The sequence below is a fragment of the bacterium genome (genome assembly GCA_035703895.1).
In the GTDB taxonomy this organism is placed as follows: Bacteria; Sysuimicrobiota; Sysuimicrobiia; order Sysuimicrobiales; family Segetimicrobiaceae; genus Segetimicrobium.
In genome coordinates, this window is the sequence record DASSXJ010000068.1 from 17,048 (window position 1) to 43,633 (window position 26,586).

The 26,586-nt window shown below is 66.9% G+C and carries 28 protein-coding genes; 11 read left to right on the top strand and 17 right to left on the bottom strand.

Features of this window, described 5'->3' with window-relative positions; genetic code table 11:
* Window positions 1-13: 13 nt before the first annotated feature.
* The 8 genes from VFP86_04835 to VFP86_04870 all read right to left on the bottom strand — a co-directional run bounded on the left by VFP86_04835 (window position 14) and on the right by VFP86_04870 (window position 5,805).
* On the bottom strand, window positions 14-403 hold the full coding sequence (locus tag VFP86_04835) for an SRPBCC family protein (protein ID HET8998951.1): 390 nt from the start codon (window positions 401-403) through the stop codon (window positions 14-16).
* A 218-nt stretch (window positions 404-621) separates the two neighbouring features.
* A complete protein-coding gene (locus tag VFP86_04840) occupies window positions 622-1,164 on the bottom strand; it encodes a hypothetical protein (GenBank protein HET8998952.1) in 543 nt (180 codons plus the stop codon).
* Window positions 1,161-2,003 carry an ABC transporter permease gene (locus VFP86_04845; GenBank protein ID HET8998953.1) on the bottom strand — a complete coding sequence of 281 codons (843 nt, stop codon included), beginning with the start codon at window positions 2,001-2,003 and terminating at the stop codon, window positions 1,161-1,163. Before VFP86_04845 ends, VFP86_04840 begins: the two co-directional genes overlap by 4 nt.
* Window positions 2,000-2,935 carry an ABC transporter permease gene (locus tag VFP86_04850; protein ID HET8998954.1) on the bottom strand — a complete coding sequence of 312 codons (936 nt, stop codon included), beginning with the start codon at window positions 2,933-2,935 and terminating at the stop codon, window positions 2,000-2,002. Before VFP86_04850 ends, VFP86_04845 begins: the two co-directional genes overlap by 4 nt.
* An 8-nt stretch (window positions 2,936-2,943) precedes the next feature.
* Window positions 2,944-4,452, bottom strand: a complete 1,509-nt coding sequence (locus VFP86_04855) for an ABC transporter substrate-binding protein (protein HET8998955.1) — start codon at window positions 4,450-4,452, stop codon at window positions 2,944-2,946.
* Window positions 4,449-4,754 (bottom strand): MTH1187 family thiamine-binding protein, encoded by a 306-nt coding sequence (locus tag VFP86_04860; GenBank protein ID HET8998956.1) that lies wholly within the window; start codon window positions 4,752-4,754, stop codon window positions 4,449-4,451. The genes VFP86_04855 and VFP86_04860 overlap by 4 nt, the downstream gene beginning before the upstream one ends.
* Window positions 4,755-4,776: 22 nt before the next feature.
* Window positions 4,777-5,274, bottom strand: a complete 498-nt coding sequence (locus tag VFP86_04865; GenBank protein ID HET8998957.1) for a VOC family protein — start codon at window positions 5,272-5,274, stop codon at window positions 4,777-4,779.
* Between the two features lie 129 nt (window positions 5,275-5,403).
* A complete protein-coding gene (locus tag VFP86_04870; protein HET8998958.1) occupies window positions 5,404-5,805 on the bottom strand; it encodes a translational machinery protein in 402 nt (133 codons plus the stop codon).
* A 107-nt stretch (window positions 5,806-5,912) separates the two neighbouring features.
* Here VFP86_04870 and pyk point away from each other — a divergent pair, with 107 nt between their 5' ends.
* The gene (gene pyk, locus VFP86_04875; GenBank protein ID HET8998959.1) at window positions 5,913-7,454 is read left to right on the top strand and encodes a pyruvate kinase; all 1,542 of its coding nucleotides are present in this window, start codon (window positions 5,913-5,915) and stop codon (window positions 7,452-7,454) included.
* Window positions 7,455-7,486: 32 nt separating this feature from the next.
* Complete coding sequence (gene trxB, locus VFP86_04880; GenBank protein ID HET8998960.1) at window positions 7,487-8,407, top strand: thioredoxin-disulfide reductase; 921 nt, start codon at window positions 7,487-7,489, stop codon at window positions 8,405-8,407.
* A 59-nt stretch (window positions 8,408-8,466) separates the two neighbouring features.
* On the opposite strand, the gene VFP86_04885 is transcribed toward trxB, so the two are convergent.
* Complete coding sequence (locus VFP86_04885; protein ID HET8998961.1) at window positions 8,467-8,895, bottom strand: NUDIX domain-containing protein; 429 nt, start codon at window positions 8,893-8,895, stop codon at window positions 8,467-8,469.
* Window positions 8,896-9,100: 205 nt separating this feature from the next.
* On the opposite strand from VFP86_04885, the gene VFP86_04890 reads away from it, so the two are divergent.
* A complete protein-coding gene (locus tag VFP86_04890; GenBank protein ID HET8998962.1) occupies window positions 9,101-9,385 on the top strand; it encodes a hypothetical protein in 285 nt (94 codons plus the stop codon).
* A gap of 9 nt (window positions 9,386-9,394) precedes the next feature.
* Here the strand turns inward: VFP86_04890 and VFP86_04895 are convergent, their stop codons facing one another.
* Window positions 9,395-10,498: an aminopeptidase gene (locus VFP86_04895; GenBank protein HET8998963.1), complete on the bottom strand. Its 1,104-nt coding sequence runs from the start codon at window positions 10,496-10,498 to the stop codon at window positions 9,395-9,397.
* A gap of 509 nt (window positions 10,499-11,007) precedes the next feature.
* On the opposite strand from VFP86_04895, the gene VFP86_04900 reads away from it, so the two are divergent.
* Together VFP86_04900 and VFP86_04905 are read left to right on the top strand one after the other, a co-directional pair.
* On the top strand, window positions 11,008-11,373 hold the full coding sequence (locus VFP86_04900; protein HET8998964.1) for a hypothetical protein: 366 nt from the start codon (window positions 11,008-11,010) through the stop codon (window positions 11,371-11,373).
* Between the two features lie 208 nt (window positions 11,374-11,581).
* Window positions 11,582-12,553 carry a chromate resistance protein ChrB domain-containing protein gene (locus tag VFP86_04905; GenBank protein ID HET8998965.1) on the top strand — a complete coding sequence of 324 codons (972 nt, stop codon included), beginning with the start codon at window positions 11,582-11,584 and terminating at the stop codon, window positions 12,551-12,553.
* A gap of 22 nt (window positions 12,554-12,575) precedes the next feature.
* On the opposite strand, the gene VFP86_04910 is transcribed toward VFP86_04905, so the two are convergent.
* The gene (locus VFP86_04910; GenBank protein ID HET8998966.1) at window positions 12,576-13,829 is read right to left on the bottom strand and encodes an RNA polymerase sigma factor; all 1,254 of its coding nucleotides are present in this window, start codon (window positions 13,827-13,829) and stop codon (window positions 12,576-12,578) included.
* A 179-nt stretch (window positions 13,830-14,008) separates the two neighbouring features.
* Here VFP86_04910 and VFP86_04915 point away from each other — a divergent pair, with 179 nt between their 5' ends.
* The 5 genes from VFP86_04915 (at window position 14,009) to VFP86_04935 (ending at window position 17,544) form a co-directional block, all read left to right on the top strand.
* Window positions 14,009-14,437 carry a YciI family protein gene (locus tag VFP86_04915; protein ID HET8998967.1) on the top strand — a complete coding sequence of 143 codons (429 nt, stop codon included), beginning with the start codon at window positions 14,009-14,011 and terminating at the stop codon, window positions 14,435-14,437.
* Entirely contained in the window at window positions 14,438-15,553 is a 1,116-nt protein-coding gene (locus VFP86_04920) for an exo-alpha-sialidase (protein HET8998968.1), read from the top strand.
* Window positions 15,550-15,846 carry a MoaD/ThiS family protein gene (locus tag VFP86_04925; GenBank protein HET8998969.1) on the top strand — a complete coding sequence of 99 codons (297 nt, stop codon included), beginning with the start codon at window positions 15,550-15,552 and terminating at the stop codon, window positions 15,844-15,846. Before VFP86_04920 ends, VFP86_04925 begins: the two co-directional genes overlap by 4 nt.
* A 24-nt stretch (window positions 15,847-15,870) precedes the next feature.
* The gene (locus VFP86_04930; protein HET8998970.1) at window positions 15,871-16,227 is read left to right on the top strand and encodes a YciI family protein; all 357 of its coding nucleotides are present in this window, start codon (window positions 15,871-15,873) and stop codon (window positions 16,225-16,227) included.
* Between the two features lie 117 nt (window positions 16,228-16,344).
* Entirely contained in the window at window positions 16,345-17,544 is a 1,200-nt protein-coding gene (locus VFP86_04935) for an MFS transporter (GenBank protein HET8998971.1), read from the top strand.
* A gap of 21 nt (window positions 17,545-17,565) precedes the next feature.
* Here VFP86_04935 and VFP86_04940 read toward each other — a convergent pair whose 3' ends face one another.
* On the bottom strand, window positions 17,566-19,077 hold the full coding sequence (locus tag VFP86_04940) for an alkaline phosphatase family protein (GenBank protein HET8998972.1): 1,512 nt from the start codon (window positions 19,075-19,077) through the stop codon (window positions 17,566-17,568).
* Window positions 19,078-19,264: 187 nt separating this feature from the next.
* Here VFP86_04940 and sthA point away from each other — a divergent pair, with 187 nt between their 5' ends.
* Window positions 19,265-20,644 (top strand): Si-specific NAD(P)(+) transhydrogenase, encoded by a 1,380-nt coding sequence (sthA, locus tag VFP86_04945; GenBank protein HET8998973.1) that lies wholly within the window; start codon window positions 19,265-19,267, stop codon window positions 20,642-20,644.
* A 10-nt stretch (window positions 20,645-20,654) separates the two neighbouring features.
* On the opposite strand, the gene VFP86_04950 is transcribed toward sthA, so the two are convergent.
* The 5 genes from VFP86_04950 to VFP86_04970 all read right to left on the bottom strand — a co-directional run bounded on the left by VFP86_04950 (window position 20,655) and on the right by VFP86_04970 (window position 26,525).
* Window positions 20,655-21,857, bottom strand: a complete 1,203-nt coding sequence (locus tag VFP86_04950; protein HET8998974.1) for a Gfo/Idh/MocA family oxidoreductase — start codon at window positions 21,855-21,857, stop codon at window positions 20,655-20,657.
* A gap of 13 nt (window positions 21,858-21,870) precedes the next feature.
* Window positions 21,871-22,791, bottom strand: a complete 921-nt coding sequence (locus VFP86_04955) for an ABC transporter permease (protein HET8998975.1) — start codon at window positions 22,789-22,791, stop codon at window positions 21,871-21,873.
* A gap of 7 nt (window positions 22,792-22,798) precedes the next feature.
* Window positions 22,799-23,761 (bottom strand): ABC transporter permease, encoded by a 963-nt coding sequence (locus tag VFP86_04960; protein HET8998976.1) that lies wholly within the window; start codon window positions 23,759-23,761, stop codon window positions 22,799-22,801.
* Window positions 23,762-23,797: 36 nt separating this feature from the next.
* The gene (locus VFP86_04965) at window positions 23,798-25,417 is read right to left on the bottom strand and encodes an ABC transporter substrate-binding protein (GenBank protein HET8998977.1); all 1,620 of its coding nucleotides are present in this window, start codon (window positions 25,415-25,417) and stop codon (window positions 23,798-23,800) included.
* Between the two features lie 124 nt (window positions 25,418-25,541).
* Entirely contained in the window at window positions 25,542-26,525 is a 984-nt protein-coding gene (locus VFP86_04970) for a hypothetical protein (protein HET8998978.1), read from the bottom strand.
* Window positions 26,526-26,586 lie beyond the last annotated feature (61 nt).

Genomic DNA, 26,586 nt, shown 5'->3' on the forward strand with positions numbered 1-26,586 from the left:
CCTCCGCGACCGCTTACTTCTCGAGCATCGCCTTCATCGGCTGCCAGTAGTGTGTTCTCCAGCCCGACGTTTTGTCTCTGACGTCGTCGTCCGGTACGCCCTCCTGGGTAAACGTCAGGCGCGTTCCGGTCTTCGTCTTGGCCAGGGCGTAGGTCACCGTCGAGTAATGGTACTGCGGCCATCCCTTCGATCGCCAAAACTGGACAATTTTCTTGCCGGGGACCAGCTCGAGGTTCACGCCGTTGATGTAGGATCCATAGGCGGTAAACCTGCCCCCCGGTCTGCGGCTGATCTGCGCAGGCGCACCGCTGAAGGCGGCGTGCTTGCGGGAATCCATCAGGGCCTCATAGACCGCGCGTGGGCTCGCCTTGATCGTCACCGACTGGCGGATCGTCTTCGCCATCGCTTCCCCTCCCCTGCCGATCCACCGACCTTCGAGTCGGTCGTGCTGTCGTCCGTCCACCAACCGCGGAGGCCCTCTTCTCTGGCGATCGCCCGGAACACCTGCTCTGGAGACGCCTCGATCTCGATCGTGCTGCGTGTCCGCCATCGCGAACCTCCTCTCGCATCTTGGGCCGGGCCCAGGGGAGGATCACCGCCTGACGGTGTCACGCGAACACGTTACCTGCCGTCCCCCTCCTTTCCGTACCGCTCCAAGAGCGTCCGCCGCGTCATCCAGATCTGGCGCAGCTCTTTGCGGTTGCCCTCGGCGAGACGGGCGCGGCCGGCGGGGTGATAGCGCATAAGCAGGAACCGCTCCCACCATGTCAACCACCACCGGGTGAAGGCGGGCAGCGGCCGGTGCTCGAACCCCGCGAGCCGCGCCTCTTCCCAAAACAAACTGGGACCCCCCACGATTTCGATCGCCTGGTAGTCCGGCCGCGTGCGGACGTCTCGGGCCAACGCGGGAAGCGCGCGGAAGACCTCACGCCGGTAGCGGAGCCCGCCCCGGCCTCCTTCGTGCAGGACGGCAGCGCGCCGGTTGTCGACATGGATCTCCCCCGCGAGCGCGCCCCGCTTCACCACCGTGCCGTCCGCGAAGGTCAGCGCCGGTCCACGGTACCGGATCAGCCCCAGCCGGATGATATACCCACCTTCGCCAATTGGGCGGATGTCGTAGCGCCGCTCGAACCACTGCTCGAGGCGATCGAAGAGTCCCGTCACAGCACCGGCTCCTTGCCCGCCACGCGACGGAGCTGAGGATCGAGCGCGTCTCGCAGCCCGTCGCCGAGCAGATTGATCCCCAGCACCGTCAACGCGAGCGCCAGACCGGGGAACACCGCCATCCATGGCGCGATCGCGAGCGCTCGCGTCGCCTCCAGCATCATCCGCCCCCACGATGGCACGGGGGGCTGCGTGCCCACCCCAAGGTAGCTCAGCGAGGCCTCGCTCAGGACGGCCCCACTGAACGTCGTGGTCGCTTGAATCACGAGCAGCGGCGCGATCTGCGGCATGATGTGGCGCATCAACACACGGCCCTCCGTCGCGCCGAGGCCGCGGGCGGCCGTCACGAATTCGCGACCCTCGATGGACAATGCCTGCGCCCGTGTCTGCCGCCAGAACACCGGCACGAGCACGATGCCGATCGCGATCATCGCCGGAACCGCGCCGGACCCAAGCACGGCCACGATCGCGAGGGCCAGCAGGATCGCGGGAAACGCCATCAACCCGTCCATCAGCCGGCCGAGGAGGCGACCCCACCAACCCCGCCACCGCGCGGCGACGAGGGCGAGCGAGACGCCGGCAGAGAGTCCGATCCCGACGGCCACAAGCCCGACCTGGAACGCGACCACCCCGCCGCCGAGCACGCGAAAGAAGAGGTCGCGGCCCAGGTCGTCGGTCCCGAAGGGATGGTCCGCAGTGGGCGGCTGGAGGCGGATCTCCACCGCCACCCGTGTCTCCGCTCCCCGGGCCCACATCGCCGCGTAGAGGACGCCGGCGATGACGACCGCGAGCAGCGCCATCCCGACGGCAAGCGGCCGGTTCGCCCGACGGGACCTCATGCGGCGCCGACGCGGGGATCGACGACGCTGTAGAGGAGGTCCACGACGGTGTTGAGCGCGGAGACGAGCAGCGCGAGCACGACGACCGCCCCCTGGACGATCGGAAGGTCTCGCGCATAGATCCCCTGGAGCACCAACCGCCCGAGTCCCGGAAGCCCAAAGACCTGCTCGACCACGATCGCGCCGCCGAGCAGGTAGCCGAACTGCAGCCCCGCGATCGTGAGGACCGGGATGAGCGCGTTCCGGAGCACGTGGCCGAGAAGGACCGCCCGCTCGGCGAGCCCTTTGCCCCGCGCGGTCCGCACGTAGTCGTGGGCCAGCTCCTCGAGGACCGCGCCCCGCACAAAGCGCATCAGCTGCGCGGCGCGCGCCACGCCGAGCGTCACCGCCGGGAGCAGTAAATGCGCAGCCCACGCTCCAACGCCGGCGGCGAGAGGCGCGTACCCCTGCAACGGCAGCCATCCCAGGGTCACGCTGAAGAGGAGCAGGAGGAGGATGCCGACCCAGAAGTTGGGGACGGCCAGGCCGGCCTGGGTGGCCGCCAGCACGCCGAGATCGAGGAGGGACCACGCCCGCACCGCCGCCAGCAGGCCGAGGGGCAGCGCGACCGCGACCGTCACCACCATCGCCGCGAGCGCGAGCGACAGCGTCACCGGGAGGCGCTCGGCGATCAGCGTGGCGACCGGCGCGTGGTAGCGGATCGACTCGCCGAGCTGTCCCCGAGCGAGTCCGCTCAGCCAGGCCGCATACTGCACCCAGATCGGCCGGTCCTCCCCCAAGGCATGCCGGAGCGCCTGGAGCTGCGCGGGCGGCGCTTCGAGCCCGAGCATGAGCGCGGCCGGATCTCCCGGGATGATGCGGATCAGCACGAAGACAATGGTCGCGGTCACCACGACCGTGGGGACGATGGCGAGAGCCCGGGCGGCGCGCATCGCGCGCGCTATTTCGCGGCGGTCCGCAGATCGTAGGTGTCGATCGCGTACATTTCCTTCACGTTCTGAACGCCCTTGCGCATCGCCAGCCGATCTTCAGGGTCGCCCAGGAACACCATCATCGCGTCCTCGGTCATGAGACGGAGCACTTCGGCATAGGTTCGCTTGCGCAGATCGGCCCTGAGGGTGAACCGCCCGGCGTCGACCAGCGCGACGACCCTGGCGTTGGTGTAGCTCACGTAATTGGTCGCGGGATTGCCGAAACCCGCCAGCCGGCCGTCGGGGTCGAGCTTCCCGGTGTGCCCGATGATCGTCAGGTCGTAATCGTGCGCGCCTGTGAAGATCCGCGTCAGCCAGAATCCGAACTCCACCACGCGGATCTTGGCTTGAATGCCGACCTGCGCCAGCATCGCCTGGACGAGCTCACCGGCTTTGATGTGGGTCGCGTAGGGCTGCGGGAGGGCGAGGTCGGCGGTGAACCCCGATGCGAGGCCCGCCTCGGCCAGCAGCTCCTTGGCCTTCGCCGGATTATAGGGGTACGGGTCGCCGAGATCGACATAGTACGGACTCTGCGCATCCATGAAGACCGCCACGGGCGTCGAGCCGGCGCCGTACGCGGTCTTGAGCACCGCTCTGCGGTCGATCGCGTACCAGAGGGCCCGCCGCACCCGGACGTCGGTGAACGGTTTGCGGGTGTTGTTGATCGCGACCACGTTTACGGTCGCGTTCTGCCGCGGCCGGATCGAGACGCGGGGGTCCCGCTCGAGCCGGGGCACGTCGAGCGGATCGACGCTGTCGACGACGTCGAACTCGCCGGTCAGCAGGCCGGCGGTCTTGACCGGGCCCTCCGACACGAATCGGAAGGTGACACCCTCCAGCGCCGGCCGTCCGTGCATGAAGTACGCGTCGAACCGCCCGAGCCGGAGGAAGCTGTCACGCGACCATTCCTCGATCTTGAACGGACCGGTGCCGATCGGGGTCTTGCCGAAATCCGTGCCGGAGGCGATCGCATCCTTGGGGAGAATCGCCCCCCACCCCTGCCCCAGCGCGGCCAGAAACGGCGCGAACGGCTGCTTGAGCACGAACCGGACGGTAGCCGCATCCACCGGCTCTACCCGGTCGATCGCGGCAAAGTCATTCCGCTTGGGCGACCCGAGCGCGGGGTCAAGGATCCGGGTAAACGTCGCGACGACGTCCTGGGCGTCGAGGGGCTTCCCATTGTGAAAGCGGACGCCGGGCTTGAGCTTGAACGTCCACTCCTTGCCGTCCGGCGCCATCGTCCACGAGGCGGCCAGGTCGGACACCAGGACCCCGCGGTCGTCGGGTTCGACCAGGGTATCGTACAGGCTCTTCATCACCTGGAAGGCCAGCGTCGCGGAGGTTCGCTGGGGATCGAGAGTGTCCGGACCCCCGGAGATCGCGAACGTGAGCCGGCCGCCCAGGCTCTCCGCGGGCTGCGGGGAGAGCGCGGCGGCGCAGGCCGCCGCCAGGACGAGGGCGACCAGGCGTCCTATCATGGCCGCTGTATTCTCTCCTTCACAGAACGGACCTTTCCTTCTATAGAAGACGGGGTGTCGCGGCGGTCGTCGATCTTCATCACGGTGGAGATCCGCCGGGCCCCCCGGGCAAAGCACGCCTGGTGGATTTGCGGGACGAGGCGGAGGAGCGGCTCGAGCTCCCCCTCGACCTCCGTGTGCATCGCGTTGAGGCGGTACGACAGGCCGCTCCGCTCGATGACCCGCACAGCCTCCGCCACGTACTCACCGACGCTGGGAGATCCCGTCCCGATGGGGGTGACGCTGATCGCAAGGATCGCCACTGCCGCCCTCCGCCCGAAGGCATTATCCTCGATCGTATGCCTGCTGTAAGGTTTTGATCTCGATTTTCTTCATTTGAAGCATGGCCTTCATGACCCTTCTCGATTTCTCACCATCTTTGTCGGCCAACAACTCGCCCAAGACAGAGGGAACGACTTGCCATGACAGACCATATTTGTCTTTCAGCCAGCCGCACTGTCCTTCTTTTCCGCCCTGTGAGAGTTTCTCCCACAACTCGTCCACTTCTTCCTGCGTCCCACAGTTCACCAGAAACGATATGGCCTCAGTGAATTGAAATACCGGCCCCCCATTGAGCGCCAGAAATTCTTGGCCCTCCAGCTGGAATGTCACGACCATGGCCGTTCCCTTGGGCCTTCCAGAAGCCTGTGCCGCTTCTTCTGCATAGCGGGAAATGTGTCCAATCTTCGAGTTCTTGAAAATCGACACGTAAAATTTCGCAGCCTCTTCGGCTTTGTCATCGAACCACAAGAACGGGGTGATTTTTTGCACCACGCTGGGCATGGTTCACGTCTCCTCCTCCGAGATCTCCACGCGCTTTCGTGTATGGTCGAGCGGGCCGGCCCGAAATCGACACGGGGCGACCAGTCGGAATGGTCGGGGGGCTCGCCCCGTGTGCAGAGACGCGGGAGGTTACATCCGATCGCTCCCGATGAAGTACCTCCTGGCGTGGGCAACGATCTCTCTGTCGGTCGGATGATCCGCGGTTTCAATACCAACGACTCGGGCTTGGAGCGTCTTGTCGTGGTCTTGGAGATATCTGAAAAATTCGAGCTTCGCCGACGACGGACCCACGATGAGCACGGCATCGGTGCCGTCGAGCGATCGCGCGACCTCGTGGAAGAACCTCTTGGCGTCATCGGGATGCTCTCTCGCCTCGCCCAGCCCCTTGGGATGCCGATGGATAAGGTGCTGCGGAGACAGGATCGTTGTTTCGTCGATGGCCTCTGGCTGCACGTGGCCGACCGTCTCCCGTCGAACGTGGAAGACGCGAGCTTCCGTGTGATCGATCCAGACGACTGCGTGCGTAGCCATGATGGGACCCTCCGCGACACGGCGTGCGCAACCCGGCTGGCTTAAATCTAGCACACGCCAACACCGCACGCGGCATCTGAAGTATGATGTGACACAGGAGGACGCTCATGCTGCGTGCCCGGCCACATCTGACCGCCGCCGCGCCCCAGGCCGCGCTTCTCGCCCGGCGGACGAAGATCGTCGCCACTATCGGGCCGGCCAGCCGCGGCGAGCCAATCCTGCGCCGCCTCCTCGCCGCCGGCATCGATGTGGCCCGGTTCAACTTCTCCCACAGTACACGCGCGGAGCACTGGACCACCATCCGGTTACTCAGGCAGCTCGCCCGGGAGGCCGGCGTCCCGATCGCCATCCTCCAGGACCTGCAGGGGCCCAAGATCCGGGTGGGACGCCTCGCGGAGCCGGTCAGGCTCCAGGAGGGCGCGGAGGTCGTGCTGACGACCCGGCCGGCGGGTGGCCGCGGCCGGATTCCGGTTCCATTCCCCGGGCTCGCGCACATGGTCAAGCGTGGGGCGCGGATCCTCCTCCGCGACGGCCTCATGGAGCTGGTGGTCTTGCAGTGCCAGAGAGGCGAGATCCGCTGCCGCGTCGTCCGCGGCGGGATGCTCGGAGAGCATCAGGGGGTCAACATCCCGGGCGCGAGGCTCCGGGTCCCATCGCTCACCCCGAAGGACGCCGTCGATCTCCGGTTCGGTCTGCGGCACGGGGTCGATTACGTGGCGCTGAGCTTCGTGCGCCGCGCGGAAGACCTCCGGCACGCCCGGCGGGTGATGCGCCGGCTGGGGCGGGTCGTGCCCATCGTGGCCAAGCTCGAGAAGGCCGAAGCGGTCTCCAACCTGGACGATATCATCGCGGAGGCCGACGCCGTCATGGTGGCCCGGGGCGACCTCGGGGTCGAGCTTGCGCCGGAGCAGGTCCCGCTCATTCAAAAGCGGATCATTCGCCTCGCGAACGAGCGGGGTATCCCCGTCATCACCGCCACGCAGATGCTCGAGTCCATGGTCCGCCAGGAGCGGCCGACCCGGGCGGAGACCTCTGACGTCGCCAATGCGATCCTCGATGGGACAGACGCGGTGATGCTTTCCGAGGAGACCGCCGCCGGACGGTACCCGGTCGAGACGGTGGAGATGATGGCTCGGATCGCCCGGGCGGTGGAGTCCGGCGTCCGGCTGCGGTGGGACCCCCGCCGCCCCGCGCGCAGTTTCTCCCATGCGATCGCCGCGGCCACACGCACGCTGGCGGCGGATCTCCAGATGGACCTGGTCGTGGCCCTGACGACAACCGGTCGCACGGCACGCCTGCTCTCCCAGCTGCGGCCGCCGGTCCCGGTGCTCGCCTGCACGCCGGATGAGCACGCCGCGCGCCTCCTCAACCTGTACTGGGGCGTGCGGACGCTCGTGACGCCGTTCCAGCCGCACACGGAGGGGATGATCCGGCTGCTGGACCGAGAGCTCATCCGGCGCGATCTCGCGCGCTCGGGCGACAGCGTGGTGATCGTCGGCTCCGTGCCGATCACCGCCCGGGGCCGCACGAACTTCGTCCAGCTGCACCGCCTTGGGACCCTACGGCGGGAGAGCTCCGACAGCGGCCCCCCGGTGCGGGCGCGCATCGCCGGCGGGAAGATTGCGGCCCGCGGCATCGTTCCAGAGTGAGGCGCTCGGGAAAGGCAGTGGAGGTGCCGGAGATGGAAGATACCAGCAAAGTGATCATCCTGGGGTCCGGTTCCGCAGGGCTCACCGCGGCGATCTACGCGGCCAGGGCGCAGCTCGACCCGCTGGTGATCTCCGGAATCCAGCGAGGCGGTCAGCTGACCCTCACCACCGACGTCGAGAACTACCCCGGATTTGCCGGCGGGATCCAGGGGCCCGAGCTCATGGACATCATGCGCAAACAGGCGGAGCGGTTCGACGTGGACTTCATCGATGAGGACGCGACCGCCGTCGATTTTCGAAAGAAGCCGTTCGAGATTACGTCGGCCGGCAAGACGTTCCTGGCCGAAAGCGTGATCGTCGCGACGGGGGCCGCCACGAACTGGCTCGGCCACCCCAATGAGCAGCGGTTGATCGGCCACGGGGTGTCGTCCTGCGCCCCCTGTGACGCCTTCTTCTTCCGGGAAAAGGAGGTCGCGGTCGTAGGCGGCGGAGACTCCGCCATGGAGGAAGCCCTCACCCTGACGAAGTTTGCGACTAAGGTGACGATCATCCACCGCAGGGACCGGTTCCGGGCGAGCAAGATCATGGCCGACCGCGTCCTCCGGCACGGGAAGATCAGGGTCCTTTGGAACACCACGGTGGACGACGTCCTCGGCGACGGCTCGGTGTCCGGACTGCGGCTGCGTGATGTCAAAACGGGCGCGCAGCGCGACTTCCGAGTCGACGGCATGTTCGTCGCGATCGGGCACAATCCCAACACGGAGTTGTTCCGCGGGCAGCTCGAGCTCGACGAGAAGGGCTACGTGGTGCTCAAAAAGCACACCATGACCAGCGTGGAGGGCGTGTTCGCCGCCGGGGACGTCCACGACACCCGCTACCGTCAGGCTGTCACGGCAGCGGGCTGGGGATGCATGGCGGCGATGGACGTCGAGAAGTACCTCGAGGGCCACTAGGCGTGCGTCCCGCGGCGGAGACGGCCGCGAGCGACTTCCGTCACCCAACCGCGTCCGGCCTATCGACGCCGGGACGCGGCGCGTCGCCCGATCAGCCGCCTGAGTGCCAGCACCGCGTGCCGGTTGTTTTTGAAGGCCAGCAGGCGGGGGGGCCGATCGAGCGGGAACCACCGGCACTCCGATGCGTCGTCGCCGGCGCGCAGACGGGCGGTGCCGCGGCGGAGCCGGCCGAGATAGTAGATATTGAGTGACGGGCGCCGCTCCGGACCGTAGGTGTCCGGGAAGATGCCGACGAAGCGTTCGATCCGCACGTCGACCCCCAGTTCCTCACGCACCTCCCGGCGCGCGGCCCGCTCTATCGTCTCCCCGCGTTCAACGAACCCCCCCGGCACGTCCCACGCGCCGCGGGCGGGGGCAAACGCCCGCCGGACGAGGAGGATGCGGTCCCCGCGTAGGATCAGCACCGAGACGGTCGGGGCGGGATTCATCCAGTCGATCCACCCGCATCGGGGGCACCCGGGCACACGGCGACCCCTCTCTTGGATCCGCCGCAGCCGGGTGCCGCAACGGATGCAGAATAATCTCGGCACAGTGGTTCCTCCGTGCACACGGGGTCCGATCCCGGCAGGGGACCGGGTCACTTCCCATAGTATATCGTGCAGCCGGACGCGAATCCGGGAAGGGGATCGATCGATGAACGAGCAGTTGTGGGAGCTGTATCAGACCGTCTGTCAGGAAGAGGTCCGCCCGCTCGGCGAGTTCATCGACCGGCTGCTGGCGAAGGAGTGGGGACCGTATCCCAAGGAGGACATTCTCGAGCTGCTCGGGGAGATCGAAGGGCAGATGCTCTCCAACATCCAGGTCAAAGCCCAGGAGGGGCCGTGGTTCGCGGAGAACGCCGACGACGTGAGCGAGCAGACCCAGCGGGAGTTCGAGGCGCTGGTTGCGCGGGTGGAGGAGGCGTTCTCCGGCGGATGAGCGAGCGGGTCAGAGGAGGAACCGGCCGTTCCGGTAGATCACCTCGCCGTCCCCGAGCACTTCCGCCCCATTTCGTAGTTCAAGAATCATGTCCCAGTGGAGTCCCGAGACGTTCCGGCCACCGGTGTCGGGATAGGCGGCACCGAGGGCCATGTGCAGGGTCCCGCCGATCTTCTCGTCAAACAGGATGTTCCGCGTCCACTGCTGGATGTCGTAGTTGAGGCCGAAGGCGAACTCGCCGAGCGTCCGGGCCCCGGCATCCAGATCCAGCATCGCCAGGAGAAACTCCTGGCCTTTCGCCGCGACCGCGCCGGTGACGCGCCCCCCCTCGAACGTGAGGCGCACGTCAGTCACCTCCCGGCCGCCGTAGATCGCCGGGAACGAAAATCGAACCGTGCCCCGGGTCGACTCCTCAACCGGGCCGGTGAACACCTCCCCATCGGGGAAGTTGTGGGTCCCGGCCGCGCTGATCCACTTCCGGCCGGCCACGGAAAGGGTGAGGTCGGTGTCCGGCCCGACGACCCGCAGGGTCTTGATCGACCCGAGGAGCGCAGCGACCTTGGCCTGGTTCTTGGCCACGGCCTCCCACGCGGCGACCGGATCCTCGCGGTCCAGGTGGCCGGCGGTGTAGACGAAGTCCTCGTACTCGCCGAGTGACATCTCCGCTTCCTGTGCATCGGCGTGGGTCGGAGCCTGCGTCAGGCACCACCGGAACTCTCCAGTGGCCGCGCGCTCCATGTACCGGCGGGTCAGCTCGCGGGTGGCCTCCCGCCGCTTCGCCATCCGCTCCGGCGGAATGTGGGACAGCGCGCGCGTGTTAGTCGAGCCGAGAAACCGCAGATCGGCGTCGAATCGTTCGACCTCCATCCGGTCGAGATCGGAGACGAAGCCGAGCTGCGCGTCGTTGGCGTGCTTGAAGTAGATCTCTTCGAGGCCATCCACGGCGACACGCACGGACGGGTATGCCCCGGCGAGCAGCACCTCTCGGTAGGCAGCCGCGAGGTGCGGGGCGGCGACGGCGGGGCCGGCGATCCGCACCAGTTGGCCTTTCTTTGCGGCGAGCGAGTAGTGGACGAGCACGCGGGCGAGCTTCTCAACTCTGGGATCGACCATGCGCGTGTCTTCCGCCCTGGCAGAGCGACCTCCTGCGGCGCCGGCCCGCACGCCGGCATCGCACCGGCGCCCAAAAAACCGCGGGATCCCGAGAACGACCGGGGGCGCCGCGCGGTCCGCGGCGCCCCCGGAGGTACCAGGGCTAGAAGCTTATCTCTTCTTCTTGCTGGCTGCTTTCTTCTTCTTCGCCACGGTTGGGGCCCTCCTTTCGACTGGTATCGCAGGGGGCCGTATCTTGCCCCTCGGTTCCCCTATATACGACACTGTTTACTATTTTCCTTCCGGGAAACCGAGGAAATTTCAAAAAACTTAAGAGAATCCGAGGGGCCCGGCGGCAGGGCCGGAATTCCGGGATATTCACCCACCCCGGCCCATCCTCCTTGGTTGCAACACTGTGTGAAGGAGGCAGTCAGAACGCCCGTCCTCCCTCGATCGAGCGGCGCACGCGGGAACTCCCCGCCGCGTGCGGGCGCTCGATGGGGAAACGCGTGTAGAGGGAGGTAGACAACGTGAAGAAGGCAGGATTGATCGCAGCAGGAATGCTGGCCCTAGGGGTCGCGATCCTCCCGGGAGTCGCCATGGCGAACGACAGGGACCGCGACGGCAGGGACGCGCATGATATACGGGCCGACACCCGGAATACCCGACACGATCGGGTGGATGCCTACAGGGACGAGCGGCGCAAGGACCGGATCCAGACCGATCTGCGGTATGATCTGCAGCATCCGCTGGCGAATAGGGGCGACATCCGGAGGGATATCCGGCAGCTCGACCGGGTCCAGTACGACCTAAATCGGGACCGGCGCGACCTCTACCGTGACCGGGTAGATCGACGGCGCGACGTCAGGGACTTCTACAACGACTTCGGACGGTAACCGGACCCGCTGACACACGCGCGGCCCTTCTGATTGCGCACGCGCCCCTCGACCGCGCGGCCCCCGGGACATCGCTGGGGGCCGCGCTTCTCCGCCCGGGGACCCCCCACGCGACCAACGGGCGTCCGCCGGGCACGCCGGGCGATCACGCAGTATCATGAAGCAATATGTATTGCAGACAATGGCAATATATGATACGCTCCCGGAGATGCCCTGGACTGTCTTCTCCTACTCCCTGCCTTCCAAGGGGCGGTCGAGCCCTCGGGTCGCCGTCTGGCGTCGGCTGCGGACTGTGGGGGCGATCTCGCCGAAGGGTGGCGTCCATGTCCTCCCGGCGCGCGAGGAGTGCGTGGAAGCGTTTCAGTGGCTCGCCCAAGAGGTGGAGCAGGCAGGCGGAGAGGCGCTGCTCCTCCGCGTGGAGCGCTTCGAGGGGCTCAGCGACGCCCGTCTCATGGAGCTGTTTCGGGAAGCGCGCAAGGAAGACTACGCGGCGCTCGACGTGAGGGCCGCATCGCTGGAGAAAACCCTCGCCGGCTCGAGGAAGCGCGGTTCAAGGGATGACGCGCAGGCGCGGGAGCTGCTGGGGAGGCTGAAGAGGGAGTATGCAGAGATCGCGCGCGTCGACTTCTTCGACTCCCCGGCAGGGGCGCAGGTGGCTTCGCGGCTGGCCAGGATCGAGGAGGCCCTCTCTCCGACACCGCCGGATACCCCGCAGGTGACCGCCGCCGCCCTCTCGGCGTACCGGAACAAGCGCTGGGTCACGCGGCCCAGCCCCCATGTCGACCGGCTGGCGTGCGCCTGGTTAATCCGGCGGTTCATCAACCCCCGCGCCGTGATCCGCTATTCGAATACCACGGTACCGGATGAGGTCGCCTTCGACATGAGTCAGGGTCCGTTCAGCCACCGCGGGAACCTGTGCACGTTCGAAACGATGGTCAGGGCCTTTGGGCTGGACGATCCCGCGGTGGGGGCGATCGCGGAGATCGTCCACGAGATCGATCTGCGAGACGGCCGCTACACCCGCCCCGAAGTTCCCGGGATCGACGCGGTCCTCCGCGGATGGATGTCCCGCTCCGATGCCGACCGCGAAACGCACGGAATCGCGCTGTTCGACGGCCTCTACGCCGCGCTCTCGCACACCCCGAAGCGGACCGCTCGACGAGAGCGCCGCGAACGGTGAGTCCGAGCGGGCGGTGCGCGTCTCAGTGCGGAAGCGCAGCCAGCCGTCGCTCGAGAAATCGACGCTCCGGCTCCTGGCGCGTGAGGCTGAGGGCCCGCTTGTAGGCCGCCCGGGCTTCTGCTGTCCTCCCCAGTCGCCGGCACAGGTCCGCCCGCGCCGAGTGCGCGAGGTGGTAGTCCCGAAGATCCCCACGGGCCAGGAGGGCGTCGATGAGGACCAGACCCGCCGCCGGGCCGTCGCGCAACGCTATCGCCACGGCGCGGTTCAGTTCGACCACGGGCGACGGATCCACGCGTGCCAGCACGTCGTACAGTCCGACGATCTGGGCCCAATCCGTCGCGGCGGCATTGGGCGCTCCGGCGTGGACCGCCGCGATCGCCGCTTGGAGCGTGTACGGGCCGACCCGCTCCGACGACAGCGCGCGTTGCACCAACGCCGATCCCTCAGCGATCTGATCCCGATTCCAGAGCGAGCGGTCCTGGTCGTCCAGCAGGACCAGCTCGCCCTCCGGCGAGGTGCGCGCCGCCCGCCGCGATTCCTGCAGCAACATCAGCGCCAGGAGCCCCACGGCCTCGGGCTCGGGCAGCAACTCGATGAGCAGCCGCCCCAGGCGAATCGCCTCGCCCGAGAGATCGTGCCGCGTCAGCGACACGCCCGAGGACGCGGAGTACCCCTCGTTGAACACCAGGTAGACGACGCGGAGCACGCTGTCCAGCCGATCCGGCAGATCGGCGCGCGACGGCACCTCATACGGAATGCGTGCGTCGCGGATCTTGGCCTTGGCACGCACGATCCGCTGGGCCACCGTGGGCGCGCCGGTGAGGAAGGCGCGCGCGATCTCCTCGGTCGTGAGGCCGCATACCTCACGCAGGGTCAGCGCGACCTGGGCGTCCGGCGGCAGGGCCGGATGGCAGCACGTGAAGATCAGCCGCAGCCGATCGTCTCCGACGCCCTCGTCGTCCCACTCCGCGCCGTCACTGGTGGCGGCATCGAGCTGCTCGGCCAGCGCGGCCAGCGACGCGTCAAACCGGGCGCGCCGGCGCATAGCATCGATGGCCTTGAAGCGGCCGGCCGACACGAGCCAGGCCCGGGGGTTGGTGGGCACGCCATCCCGCGGCCACTGCTCCACCGCTGCCGCGAAGGCATCGTGCAGCGCCTCCTCTGCGACGTTGAAGTCGCCGAGCAGGCGGATCAGCGTCGCGAGGACCCGGCGCGAATCGGAGCGGTAGACGGTGTCCACCGTATCGCGCACCCGTTCAGCCGTGTCCTCGCTCATCACCGGTCGCCCTTGGTTGCTGCTGCATCGAGCCAGTTTTCTTCATTGTACACCAGGCATAGGGACTTCCTCGCCCCCCATGTCGATCTCGAGCCGGCCCGTTCGACTATGCAGTGAGACGATGAACACAAGTGTCCAGCATGGATGGTAAACTGTGAACAAGCGAAGGAGGTATGACGATGCGGTTCATGATGTTGATGATCCCGAAGGGGTACGAGAAGGCCGAGCCGGGCACCACGCCCGACCCCAAGGCCGTGGCGGCGATGATGAAGTACAACGAATCCCTGCAGAAGGCCGGCGTGCTGCTCGCGCTCGACGGCCTCCACCCGCCGTCGACGGGCTCGCGCGTGAGGTTCTCCGGAGGGAAGCCCACGGTGACCGACGGGCCCTTCACCGAGACGAAGGAGACGCTCGGCGGCTACTGGATGATTCAGGTGAAGTCGAAGGAAGAGGCGGTCGAATGGGCATCACGCTGCCCCGCTTCGGACAACGAAGTGATCGAGGTTCGCCAGGTGTTCGAGATGTCGGACTTCCCTGCCGATGTCCAGGAGGCCGCCGGCACGTTTCCTGAAATGCAGGCGAAGTCCGAACCGCGCAGGGGGGCGTAGATGAGCAGCGTACGGATCCTGGTGGGTACACGCAAGGGCGCGTTCGTCCTGACATCGGACGGCAAGCGCGCACGATGGGACATCGATGGCCCCCACTTCGCAGGCTGGGAGATCTACCACGTCAAGGGCTCTCCCGCCGACCGCAACCGGCTGTACGCATCGCAATCAAGCGGCTGGTTCGGGCAGCTGATCCAGCGCTCTAACGACGGCGGCAAGACATGGGAGCCGGTGGGGAACCAGTTCGTATATGACGGCATCCCCGGGACCCACCAGTGGTACGACGGCACGCAGCACCCCTGGGAGTTCAAGCGGGTCTGGCATCTCGAACCGTCGCTGACCGATCCGGATACCGTCTACGCCGGGGTGGAAGACGCCGCCCTCTTCCGCTCGGTGGACGCCGGCCGCACCTGGCAGGAGCTCTCCGGGCTGCGCGGCCACGCCTCAGGGCCCTCCTGGCAGCCGGGCGCCGGCGGGATGTGCCTGCACACGATCGTTCAGGATCCGAGCAATCCCGAGCGGATCTTCATCGCCATCTCCGCCGCAGGCGTGTTCCGGACCGATGACGCCGGGAAGACGTGGCGGCCGGTGAACCGCGGCCTCCGATCGGAGGGCATTCCCGACCCGAACGCGGAGGTCGGCCACTGCGTCCACCGCATCGCGATCCACCCGTCGCGTCCGCGCGTGCTGTTCATGCAGAAGCACTGGGACGTCATGCGCAGCAGCGACGGCGGCGACTCGTGGCACGAAGTCAGCGGGAACCTGCCGACCGACTTCGGGTTCCCGATCGACGTGCACGCCCACGAACCGGACACGATCTACGTCGTGCCGATCAAGAGCGACTCCGAGCATTTCCCGCCCGATGGGAAGCTGCGCGTGTACCGTAGCCAGACGGGCGGAAACGAATGGGAACCGCTCACGAACGGTCTGCCGCAACGCGACTGCTTCGTGAACGTGCTGCGGGACGCGATGGCGATCGACTCGCTCGATTCGTGCGGGGTGTACTTCGGGACCACGGGTGGGCAGGTGTACGTTTCGGCCGACGCCGGCGACCGGTGGGAGCCTATCGTCCGCGACCTCCCGGCTGTCCTGTCCGTCGAAGTGCAGACGCTGCCGTGATCCGGGTCGCGTTGCCGGCCCATCTGCGGAAGCTGGCGCAGGTCGACGGAGAGGTAGGACTCGAACTCGACGGTCTGGTGACGCAGCGTTCGGTCCTCGACGCCCTCGAGGCCCGCTATCCGGTGCTGCGCGGGACGATCCGCGACCACGTCACGCAGCAGCGCCGGCCGTTCTTGCGGTTCTTCGCCTGCGAGCAGGATCTGTCCCACGAGCCGCCGGATACGCCGCTGCCCGACGCGGTCGCGAGGGGGACGGAGCCCTTTCTCGTCGTAGGGGCCATGGCCGGCGGCTAGACCGGCTCGAATGGAGGCAACCACATGAAATATTTGCTGCTGGTGTACGGTGATGAGCAGGCCTCGGATGAAGCCGAGAAGGAGCAGTGCCGCGAGGAGTCCGCGCAGTTGGTGCATCAGATCAGGTCAACCGGGAAGTATCTCGCCGCCGCCCCGCTGCACCCTGTGTCGACGGCGACCAGCGTCCGGGTGCGCGAGGGCAAACGGCTGGTGACCGACGGTCCGTTCGCGGAGACGCGCGAACAGTTGGGCGGCTACTTCTTGGTCGACGCCCGGAACCTCGACGAGGCGATCGACATCGCCGGACGGATTCCAGGCGCGCGGCTCGGGACTGTTGAAATTCGACCGCTGATGGAGATGCCCGGCCTGTCTTCGCATTAGAGAGGTTCCGAAAGGCCGCACCAGGCCCGAGATGCGCTCAGCCGGCAACGTCGGCCAGTGACGGGGGACGAGTGGTGGCGACCCCTACCTCGGGGTTTCTCCGCCGATGCCCTGCGGGTGCTCGCCGGCAGGAGCGTGCGGGCGTTTGGGGATGGGTTCGTCTCTTTGTTGCTGCCGATTTACCTGCTCCGGCTCGGCTTCAGCCCGTTGGCCATCGGTTCGATCATTACCGGCACGCTGCTTGGGTCCGCCTTACTCACTCTCACATTAGGGTTGATCGCCCATCGGTATTCCCGGCGGTGGATGTTACTCGGCGCCTGCCTGCTGATGGCGGCGACTGGGATGGGCTTCGCGCTTACCCGCGAGTACTGGCCCATTCTGATCGTTGCTTTTGTCGGTACCATGAACCCTTCGGCCGGCGATGTGAGCGTCTTCCTGCCGCTCGAACACACCGTGCTGGCCGAGACGGTCGAGCCGCGGCGGCGGACGGCGCTGTTTGCGCGCTACAGCCTGGCCGGGACACTCGTGGCGGCGATGGGAACGCTGGCCGCGGCGATCCCCGACCTTGTCGCGGCCCGCGTTGGAATCAGCCGGGTCGCCGCCGTGCAGTTCACGTTCTGGGTGTACGGCGCGCTCGGTCTCGTGGCGTTCCTCCTGTATCGCCCGCTGTCGGCGGCCGTCGAGGCGCCGTCTCGGCCCGAGGCCCCGCGGCCGGCGTTGGGACAATCGAAACAGGTCATCTACAGCCTCGCCGCGCTGTTCAGCATCGATGCGTTCGGAGGCGGATTCTTCGTCCAGTCGCTGCTCGCGCTCTGGCTCTTCCAAGCGTTCCATCTCTCCGTGGCGACGGCCTCGTCGATCCTGTTCTGGAGCAGCGTGTGTTCCGCACTCTCGTTTCTGGTGGCTGTGCCGATCTCCGAGCGGATCGGTCTGATCAATACGATGGTGTTCACACACCTGCCGTCGAACATCTTTCTGATCCTGGTCCCGTTTGCGCCCAACCTCGCCACGGCGATTGGCCTGCTGCTGGCCCGCAACGCGCTTTCGCAAATGGATGTGCCCACGCGCACATCCTATGTCATGGCGGTGGTAACACCCGAGGAACGCCCCGCCGCGGCAAGCATTACCGCCGTGCCCAGAAGCCTCGCCACGGCCGCGAGCCCGATCCTCGCAGGATACCTGCTCACGCTCTCGACCTTCGGCTGGCCGCTGCTCATCGGCGGCGCGCTGAAAGGAATATACGATGTGCTGCTGCTGATCAAGTTCCGAGGAGTTCGCGCCGCGGAGGAACGTCCCGCCACGGGCCCGCTTCTATGATAGGTCGTGAGATCCCGCCGCTTACCGGGACGACGCCGCTACGGTGCCGAGGCCGGGCAAGACAGGAGTCTTCTCCATCTGCACCGCGCGCAGCGCGCGCGGGTCCAACTTCAACGCGTCCAGGATCGTCGGCGCGACCTGAGCCGTCCGCACTGGAGCCGGCGACACCCGCGGCTCCAACCCGGGGATCGAGACCAGGAGGGCGACGTGCGTGTCATCGTCGGAGAACCCCCCGTGCTCGGCGATCTTGGTCGCCGTCAAGCTCGCGTAGATCACTCCCACCGTCGGCTGCACGATAATGTCCGGTGTGCGCGAATCGGCCGCGTGGGTGTCGAACATCCGGACCAGCCCGTCACCGGCGATGACCGCGTCGATGCCCGCGAACCGCTGGGTGGCCCGGAGCGCCGCGGCGACGGATGCGGTCTTGGCCCGGTCGCGCAGCCACAGCAGGGACACGCTGTCCTGGGTGGCGTGCGCAAGGAGATCATGTTGCACGGTGTTGACGATCTTTGGGATCATCCCCTTGTCAACGACCTGTCTCCGCGTCGGATCGATCGGGGACTGACCGTGCTTCGCGGTGATCACGATGAGGGTGGACGCCAGGAGATTCCGCGCGCGCAGCTCGCCGACGAACTGGCCGATGGAACGATCGGTATGCCGGAGCGCCTCGAGCAGCATCGCGCCGGGGGTGGCGCCGGCATCGCGGTAGCCGCCGCCCGGCAGTTTTTGGGCCACGCTCACCGCTTGGAAATTCATGCCGAACAGGACGGGGACCGGGACCGCCGTGACGCCCGCGTGATCCTTGCCCTGGATCTCGTTGAGGACGGCCCGGACCTTGAGGTCGTCGTTGGCCTCGGCGTCCTGGACCGTGCCCGTCGCCCTCCCTTTGTCCGCGGCGATCTCGGGGGTGTAGAGATCGTCGACGCCTTGCCCGGAGGGGCCGCGCACGATGTCGTACGAGAGGTGCTTGTCGGCCCAGGCGGTGCGGCGCTCCGGCGACCGCACAACTTCGAAGATCGTGTTGACCCGGAGGTAGTCATGCGGGAAGACCGCCGCGCACCCCCGCCGTGGGTCGCGGGTGAGGCGGGCCGGATCGATGCCCCCGCCACCGTCGATGGCATCAGGATTTTTGTCGATGGACTCGTCGAACGCCACCTCCACCCCGGTCGTGCTGCAGTTGGAGCCCGGCGCGGACAGGCCTCGATCGTAACTCACGTCGTACCACACGCCCGTGGCGGCAGGGGACCCGCCCGTGAGGATGGCCACCAGGCCGGGAAAGGAATCCGACGGAAGGGCAGACGTCGCCGCAGCGTAGGTGACCCCCGCGCGGCTGAGCTCGGCGAGCGTCGAGTCCGGGGCGCCTTTAATGAAGCCGGTGAGGTCCACGGCGTGCAGCCCGTCAACGCTCAGCAGCAGCACCCGCTGAACGGAGAACGCCGTGCCGGCGGGCCCCGACAACGCGGCGGGCGCCACCAACGAACCGGCCGTGCCACATGCGACCAAGGCAAGCCACAACCGTGCCGAACGCATCATCGGGTGATTCCTCCGATCGGGGGGATGGGGGTCAGGCCACCACTGTAGCAGAAACGGCGATGGTGCAGGTTAGGCGGAGGTGAAAATCGGCTGAAATCTTCACCAGGCCTTAACGCCGCCATAACGCAGGTGAATGAGTACTCGCGAAGTACCGCTAATGTCGGACGACGCGTAGGAGGAGGACGGGGTGCGGGAGTACGATCTCGTCGTCATCGGGAGTGGGCCGGCCGGCCAAAAAGCCGCGATCGCGGCCTCCAAGCTCGGCAAGCAGGTGGCGATCGTCGAGCGAAATCCCGACGTGGGCGGCATTTGCATCCACCAGGGCACGATCCCCAGCAAGGCCCTGCGCGAGGTGGTCTCGTACCTGTCGGGGGTGCGCCAGCGCCAGGTCTACGGGGCTGCCTACCGCGTCAAAGAGAAGATCACCATCCAGGACCTCACCTTCCGCACCCAGCGCGTGATCGAGGCCGAGGTGAATGTCGTCAGGGATCAATTGATTCGCAACTCCGTCGACATCGAGTCCGGAACCGCTTCGCTGCTCGATCCGCACCGGGTCGCGGTGACCACGCCCGACTCGACGGTGGCGCTGACCGCGGACAAGATCATCATTGCCGTCGGCACGGTGCCGGATCGCCCGGCCGGCATCGAGTTCGACGACCGCCGGGTCATCGATAGCGACGGACTCCTCAACCTGACGGACGTTCCGCGGACCATGACCTTCGTGGGGGCCGGCGTCGTCGGGGTCGAGTACGCCACGATCTTCCAGGTGCTCGGCGTACGGGTGACGCTCATCGACGGCCGGGAGCGTCCGCTGGACTTTGTGGACCACGAGATCGAGGACGCGCTCTACTATCACATGCGCGACCAGGGGGTCACCCTGCGGTTCGGCGAGCGTGTGTCCAGGGTCGCGCCGAGCGCCGACGGGCGGGTGCTCGTGTCGTTGGAGAGCGGCAAGAGCCTGACCACGGACTCGCTCATGTTCTCCGCGGGGCGGGTGGGGGCGACCGAAAACCTGAACTTAGAAGAGGTGGGGATCCGCACGGACCACCGCGGCCGCATCAAGGTGGACGAGATGTACCGCACAGATGTCGAAAACATCTATGCGGTCGGCGACGTCATCGGGTTCCCCAACCTCGCCTCGACGTCGATGGAACAGGGACGGATCGCCGCGATGCATGCATTCGGCATCGACGCGCCCCGGATGTCGTCGCGGCTCCCCTATGGGATGTATACGATCCCGGAGATTGCCATGATCGGCCCCACCGAGCAGGAGTTGACGAAGAGCGCGGTGCCCTACGAAGTCGGCGTGGCACCTTTCCGGGAGCTCTCCCGCGTGCAGATCAGCGGCGGCCGGGGCGGTATGCTCAAGCTCCTGTTCCATCGCGAGGCGCTCAAGCTGCTGGCGGTGCACATCATCGGCCAGAACGCCACCGAGCTGGTGCACATCGGCCAGGCTATCATCGACCACGGAGGGACGATCGAATATCTGCGCGACGCCGTCTTCAACTATCCGACCCTGGCCGAGGCCTACAAGGCCGCGGCGCTGAACGGATTGAACAGGTTGTGACGCCCGGCATTCATCGGCGCACGTGCGGCCGCAGATCGACGGCGCGGCCCTGCTCGGCGGACAGATACGCTCCATAGCAGACCACGGTGACGTCGCGGGCCAGCATCGCCCCGCTCACCGGTTCGCGGTCCGACGCCACGGCCTCGCAGAAGTCCTGCAGCTCCTGCGGAAACCCGTTCATCCAGTGTTCGTCCCCGCTGGTGAACTGCCAGCCCGAGGCCGTCTCCACCTTTTCGCGAATGTACTCGCCCCCGTAGAGGCCGTCGCGCGGGGCGTAGGCGACGACGCTCGTGTTGGGGACGTTATTGGCGTGGACGACGGCCTGGCTGCCGTAGATCGAGAGCACATTCTGAATACCCCCGAGGACGATGTCGGACGCCGTGATCTGGGCGACGGTGCCGTCGTCAAACGTGAGGAACAGTGCGCCCCAATCCTCCGAATCGACCCAGCCTTCCCGGATGAATTTCTCCGTGTCGGCGAGGAAGCCGCGGGTCTGCGTCAGCCGGGCCACACACGCCGTGACGCTCGCCGGCCGGATAGGCTCGCCGTACTTCCGGCGCCCTTCGTCGTATTTGAGCTGCAGCGCGGCGCCGAGCGGGTGACACCCCTTGTTGATCAGGCTCCCCCCTCCGCTGTACCGCCACTGCCGCGCGTAATCGGAGTGGGTGCCGCTGTGCGACTCCTCGCCGACGATCCGGAGGATCGCCCCCCCGGTCCGGTCCACGAGCCGGGCCGCCTTCCGGATGTTCGGGCTGTACACCCAGTTCTCGGCGTAGTGGAGCCGGACCCCGGCGCGCCGCAGGGCGTCCAGCGCGCGGTCGGCGCTCTCGAGCGCGCCCGCGAGCATCTCGGCCCGCGCGAACCGGTTCCCGACCAGAGGCTCACCGTCTCCGAAGAACCCCGTGAACGGCTTCTCGCAGATGACGGCCTTCCCGGCCTCGGCGCAGCGGAGGATAAAGGGGACGTGCTGGTAGTTGGAAATGCACAGATCGACGAGATTGATCTGCGGATCGGCGAGCAGCTCGTCCACGCCGCGGTACGCCCGCTCGAGTCCGTGCTTTTCCGCGAACTGCCGGCTGCGCTCCGGGTTGCGGGAGGCGACTCCCGCGATCCGCAGATCCACGCCGTGGACGTGCGCGTAGTTTTCCATGTGGAGATTCGCGGCGAAGCCGGCGCCGATGATGCCAATCGTGACGTTCCGATCTCCAGGCACAGGCCGTTCCCTCCTATCGATTGTGCCGGTACGGGTCCAGCAGATCGCGCAGGCCGTCGCCGACCAGATTGAGCGAAAAGACGAGCACCACGATCGAGACGCCGGGGAAGAACGCGTACCAGGGCGACTGAAAGAGGTAGTCGCGGGCGCTCGACAACATCACGCCCCACTCCGGTGTTGGCGGCTGCGCTCCCAGCCCAAGGAAACTGAGGGAGGCTTCGTAGAGGACGGCGTAGGCAAACCCGAGGGACACCAGGACCGTCAGCGGGCCGATCAGGTTGGGCAGCAGTGTGCGAACGATAATGTAGGGTGTGGAGGCGCCCACGGCGTGGGCCGCGGCCACATACTCGAACTCTCGTTCCCGGAGGATGGCGGAGCGGGAGACCCGCGCGAAGTTGGGCAGGGAGGCCAGCGCGATGGCCACAACGACGCTCGGCTCCCCAGGACCGAGCACGCTGACGATCGCGATACCGAGGAGCACTACCGGAAAGGCGAAGAAGATGTCGGTGATCCGCCCGGTGATGGTATCGTACACGCCCCCAAAGTAGCCCGCCGTGAGGCCGATCGTGCTCCCGATGAGGACCGCGAGCAGCACGGCGGCGCCGCTTGCCAGCAGCGTCAATCGGGCCCCGAAGAACACCCGGCTCAGAATGTCGCGCCCGAACTCGTCGGTGCCGAACGGATGCGAGCCCGACGGCGGCTGGAGCGTGGCGGCCATATTCTGCCGGTCGGGTGCGTAGGGAGAGATCGCCGCGGCCGCCAGCGCGACCACGCACAGCGCCAGCACAACCCCCAGACCGACCAACAAGGTCCCCCGCTTGCCCGCCCACCGAGCGGCCCGCCGGAGCGACGAGGTCGCGATCGGCCGGCTGGTGACGCGGGCCCCCCCGACGTACTCCATGCGGGCGGCGCGGTCGGGCTCGACTGCTCCCATGCGCAGGCTACCGCCAGCTCGTGGCCTGCCCGAGCCGGACTCGCGGATCGAGCACCGGGTAGAGGAGATCAACGACGAGATTGACCAGCACAAACGCCGCGGCGATCAACAGGATAATCCCCACGGCGACCTGGTAATCGCGGTTCAGGATTGCGTTCAGCACCAACCGGCCTACCCCCGGCAGGGCAAAGACGGACTCCGTGATGACCGTACCGCCCAGCAGATACCCCATCTGCACTCCTAAGACGGTCATGAACGGAATCAACGCGTTGCGCATCGCATGGCGCACCAGCACCATCGCGGCGGCCAGGCCTTTGGCGCGCGCGGTGCGGATGTAATCCGCGTTGAGCACGTCCAGCATGCCCGCCCGCAGGTAGCGCATCAGCTGGGTCGAGGCGAACGTCCCAAGCGCAATCGCGGGGAGGATCATGCTGCGAATGTTCGCGGGCAGGCCCTGAGAGAGGGGGGTGAAGCCGCCGGCCGGCAGCCACCGCAGCTCCGCGCCGAACACGTAGATCAACATGATCCCGAGCCAGAAGCCGGGGATGGACAGCCCGATGAACCCGACCGCCGTCGCCCCCAGATCGAACCAGGACCTGGGCCGGACGGCGGAGATGATCCCGGTCGGGACGGCGATCGCGACGGCGATGACGAGCGCGAGCAGCGCCAGCTCCAAGGTGACCGGAAACGCGCGCCCCACGAGTCGCAGGACGGTCTGGTGACTGAAGTAGGATTCGCCCAGGTTGCCCCGGGCGATGTTTCCCATCCAGACGCCGTACCGAACGTAGATGGGCTGGTCCAACCCCCACTGATGGCGGAGGCTGGCCACCACCTCGGGTGGGGCCTCGGCGCCCGCCAGCACCTGGGCCGGGTCGCCGGGGATGAAGTAGGTGACGAGAAACACCAGGACCGTGATGCCGAGGAGCGTGGGGACGACGCTCACGGCGCGCCAGATCAGGTATCGAGCCATCGCGGCGGGCTGCCTGCGGGTCGGGTTATCGTGGGCTCATTTGGCGAGCCAGACGTCCGCGAAGCTCTGCTGAAACGCCGGGTGCGGCACGAATCCGCTCACATACGGCCGGTGGGCGTGGGCGGTCGAGCGGTGGCAGTAGATCGGACCCGGGAGATACTCGAGCCACAGCTCCTGGACCTTCGTGTAGGCCGACTTTCGCGCCCCCCGCTCAAGGGTCGTGGCGCCCTTGCGGATCTCGTCGACGTAGCCGGGAATCATGTCCGGCGTCAGACCGAGATAGTTGGCCGGGACAGGCGGAAAGAACAACCCGGCCGAGTACGTGAGGGCCGGATCCGTCGATCCCCGCGGTGGGTAGTCGACACAGGCGAAGAAGTCTTTGGTCTGATTCAGCCGGGCCGCCCACTGCGCGATGTCCACCTCTTCGATGGCCGGCCGGTATCCGGCGGACGCGAAGGTCGCCTGCAGCAGCGTAGAGATCTGCTTGAACTCGGGGTACCCCGACGGCACGAGGAAGCTGAAGTTGAGCCCCCGCCCCTTGGGGTAGCCGGCCTTCTCCAGCAGCTTTCCCACGGTGTCCGGGTTGTACGAGTACGCGTTCTCCGTCTTCGGGTCGAACGCCCAATGCTGCGGGGTAAACGGGCTGTTGTCGACGCGCCCCAGGCCGGCTAGGAAATTCTTGATGAATCCCTGGCGGTCGAGGGCCCACGCCATCGCCTGCCGCATCTCCAGCTTGTTGAAGGGCGGCTTACGCATGTTCAGGTATACGAGGAACATCTGGTCCGCCGGCGGGACGACCGCGACGGCGATGCTCTTGTCGGCGCGGAGGCGCGGAACCTCCTGCAGGCTAAAATCGTAGACGAGGTCGACGTCACCGGCGAGGAGCTGCGAGATGCGGGTCTGGAGCTCGGTCACCGGCCGGAGTATGATTTTGTCGACGTGTCCGGCCCGCGCCTCGTTCCAGTAGTTCGGGTTTCGCTCGAGGGTGACATGGTCGTTCGGGATCCACTCCACAAACTTGTAGGGCCCCGAGCCAATGGGGTTCTTCTTGGCCAGATCCGTCCCCATGCTGCGCGGCACGATATCCACGTACGTGAAGGCGGGGATGAGCTGGTTCTCGATCGTCTCGGTCTTGATCTTGAGATGGGTGTCGTCGAGCACCTGCACGTCTTTGATCGGCGCAACGAACCCTCGCAACCATGATCCCACCTTGGGATCGCGGATGCTGTCGAGGGTGAACTTCACATCCTCGGCGGTGAGCTTCTCGCCGTTGTGGAAGGTCACGCCGCTGGGAAGCGCGACCACCAGGCTGGTGTTGTTATCCGTCCAGACGAACGATTTTGCCAGCTTCGGTTTGACTTGAAAGGTCGTCGGATCCTGGTACGAGAGTTGGTCGAAGATGTTGGTTTTGGTCACTTTCCAGACGTTCAGCGTGCCGTTCCAGGGGTGCAGCGTGTTGATGTCGACCGACTGGCTGACCGTCAGCGTCCCGCCGCGCTTCGGCTGGCCGGTCGCCGGCGTGGCCACCGCGTGCGCCAGGTCGCGCAGGACGGCCGGGGTTATTCCCGAAGCCGTCCCCGCCAGCGCCAGCCCGGCCTGGGACAGCAAACGGCGCCGCGAGATCGAGCGTGCCTCTCTCCTCAGCCGCTTCCCCATCCTGATCCCTCCCCGATCCAGATGAGAACGCTCCAACGCCGCGATGGCGTCGCTGGGACATTCGCGTAGGGCGAACGGGCTCCCTTGAGGACGAGGCGAAACAGGAGCGCGGATGGCTGGGCGTTTAAGGCGTGACGCTTACCTCCTTTGCGATTCTCCGGTCGCCGGCTGAGACCGTCCAGACGGTCACCGCATGGCCGAGATAACTCTCGAGCCCGCAAAAATCTGGCAGCCGGTGGGACGAGGCTCCCCGGGCATAGATCGTGACAGTGGGGGTGGTGAAGTACTCTTCATCACCATTTGCGCCGCGAAGCACAAAGGTACGCTTCTGGCAGTCAATCCCGACGAGGCTTCCCTGGCTCGGGGTGACTACCGGCTCGCCGGGGGGCGTCAAGACCGCGACGGTTTCCTGGACTACGGCGGGTGCAGGTGATGGTTGGCCGGCGGGGGGCTTGTCCGCGCTCGCCGCGGGCTTGTCCGTGCTCGTCGCGGGGGCGGCGGGCGAAGCGGGAGCGGACGTCGGAGGAGGCTGGGGGTGCGGCGTCGCAGCCGGAGGCGGGAGCGGCGCTGCCGGCTGCAAGCCCTTGGTTACTCGAGATGCGTGCCGGTCTTGCGGCCGAGGCTCGGAACGCCCTCGTGTCATCGGCGTCGTATCCGTCGGATGAGCGACGATTCGCTTCGACTCGATCACGGCCGCCGCCCGCGCGCTTGCCGCCGCAAGGATTTCGAGGCTGTTTCGCGAGTAATGCTCGGGCGTCTCCCCCCTTCGTGCGATCGCCTGCCGGTACTCGGCGGCCTGGCGGCGAAGCACCGCTGGGTCGTCGGCTGCCAGCTGGCGCCTCACCGCCACCAGCCCCTCCATCGCCACAGGATCGAGGGAGTTGTTTTGCAGAATTTCCAAGTATGCGTCCTGGGCCTCGCGCAGGCGCCCGGTCTCCGCCAGCAGCCGGGCGTTCGCTGACCTCGTTTGCGGATTGATCTTGTCCGCGGGAGCCTCGGACGCCGGTCGAGGCCTCTGCGGGCCGTTGCCGAGGTTGACGCCCATGATCCCCAGCGTGACGAGCGCAGAGGTGAGAAAGATCAGAACGAGTTGAACCGCTCTTCGCATCTACGATGGCCTTTGGCGGCCGCGAGTTGCTCGCATCGATTCACAATCCCGATTTATTGTC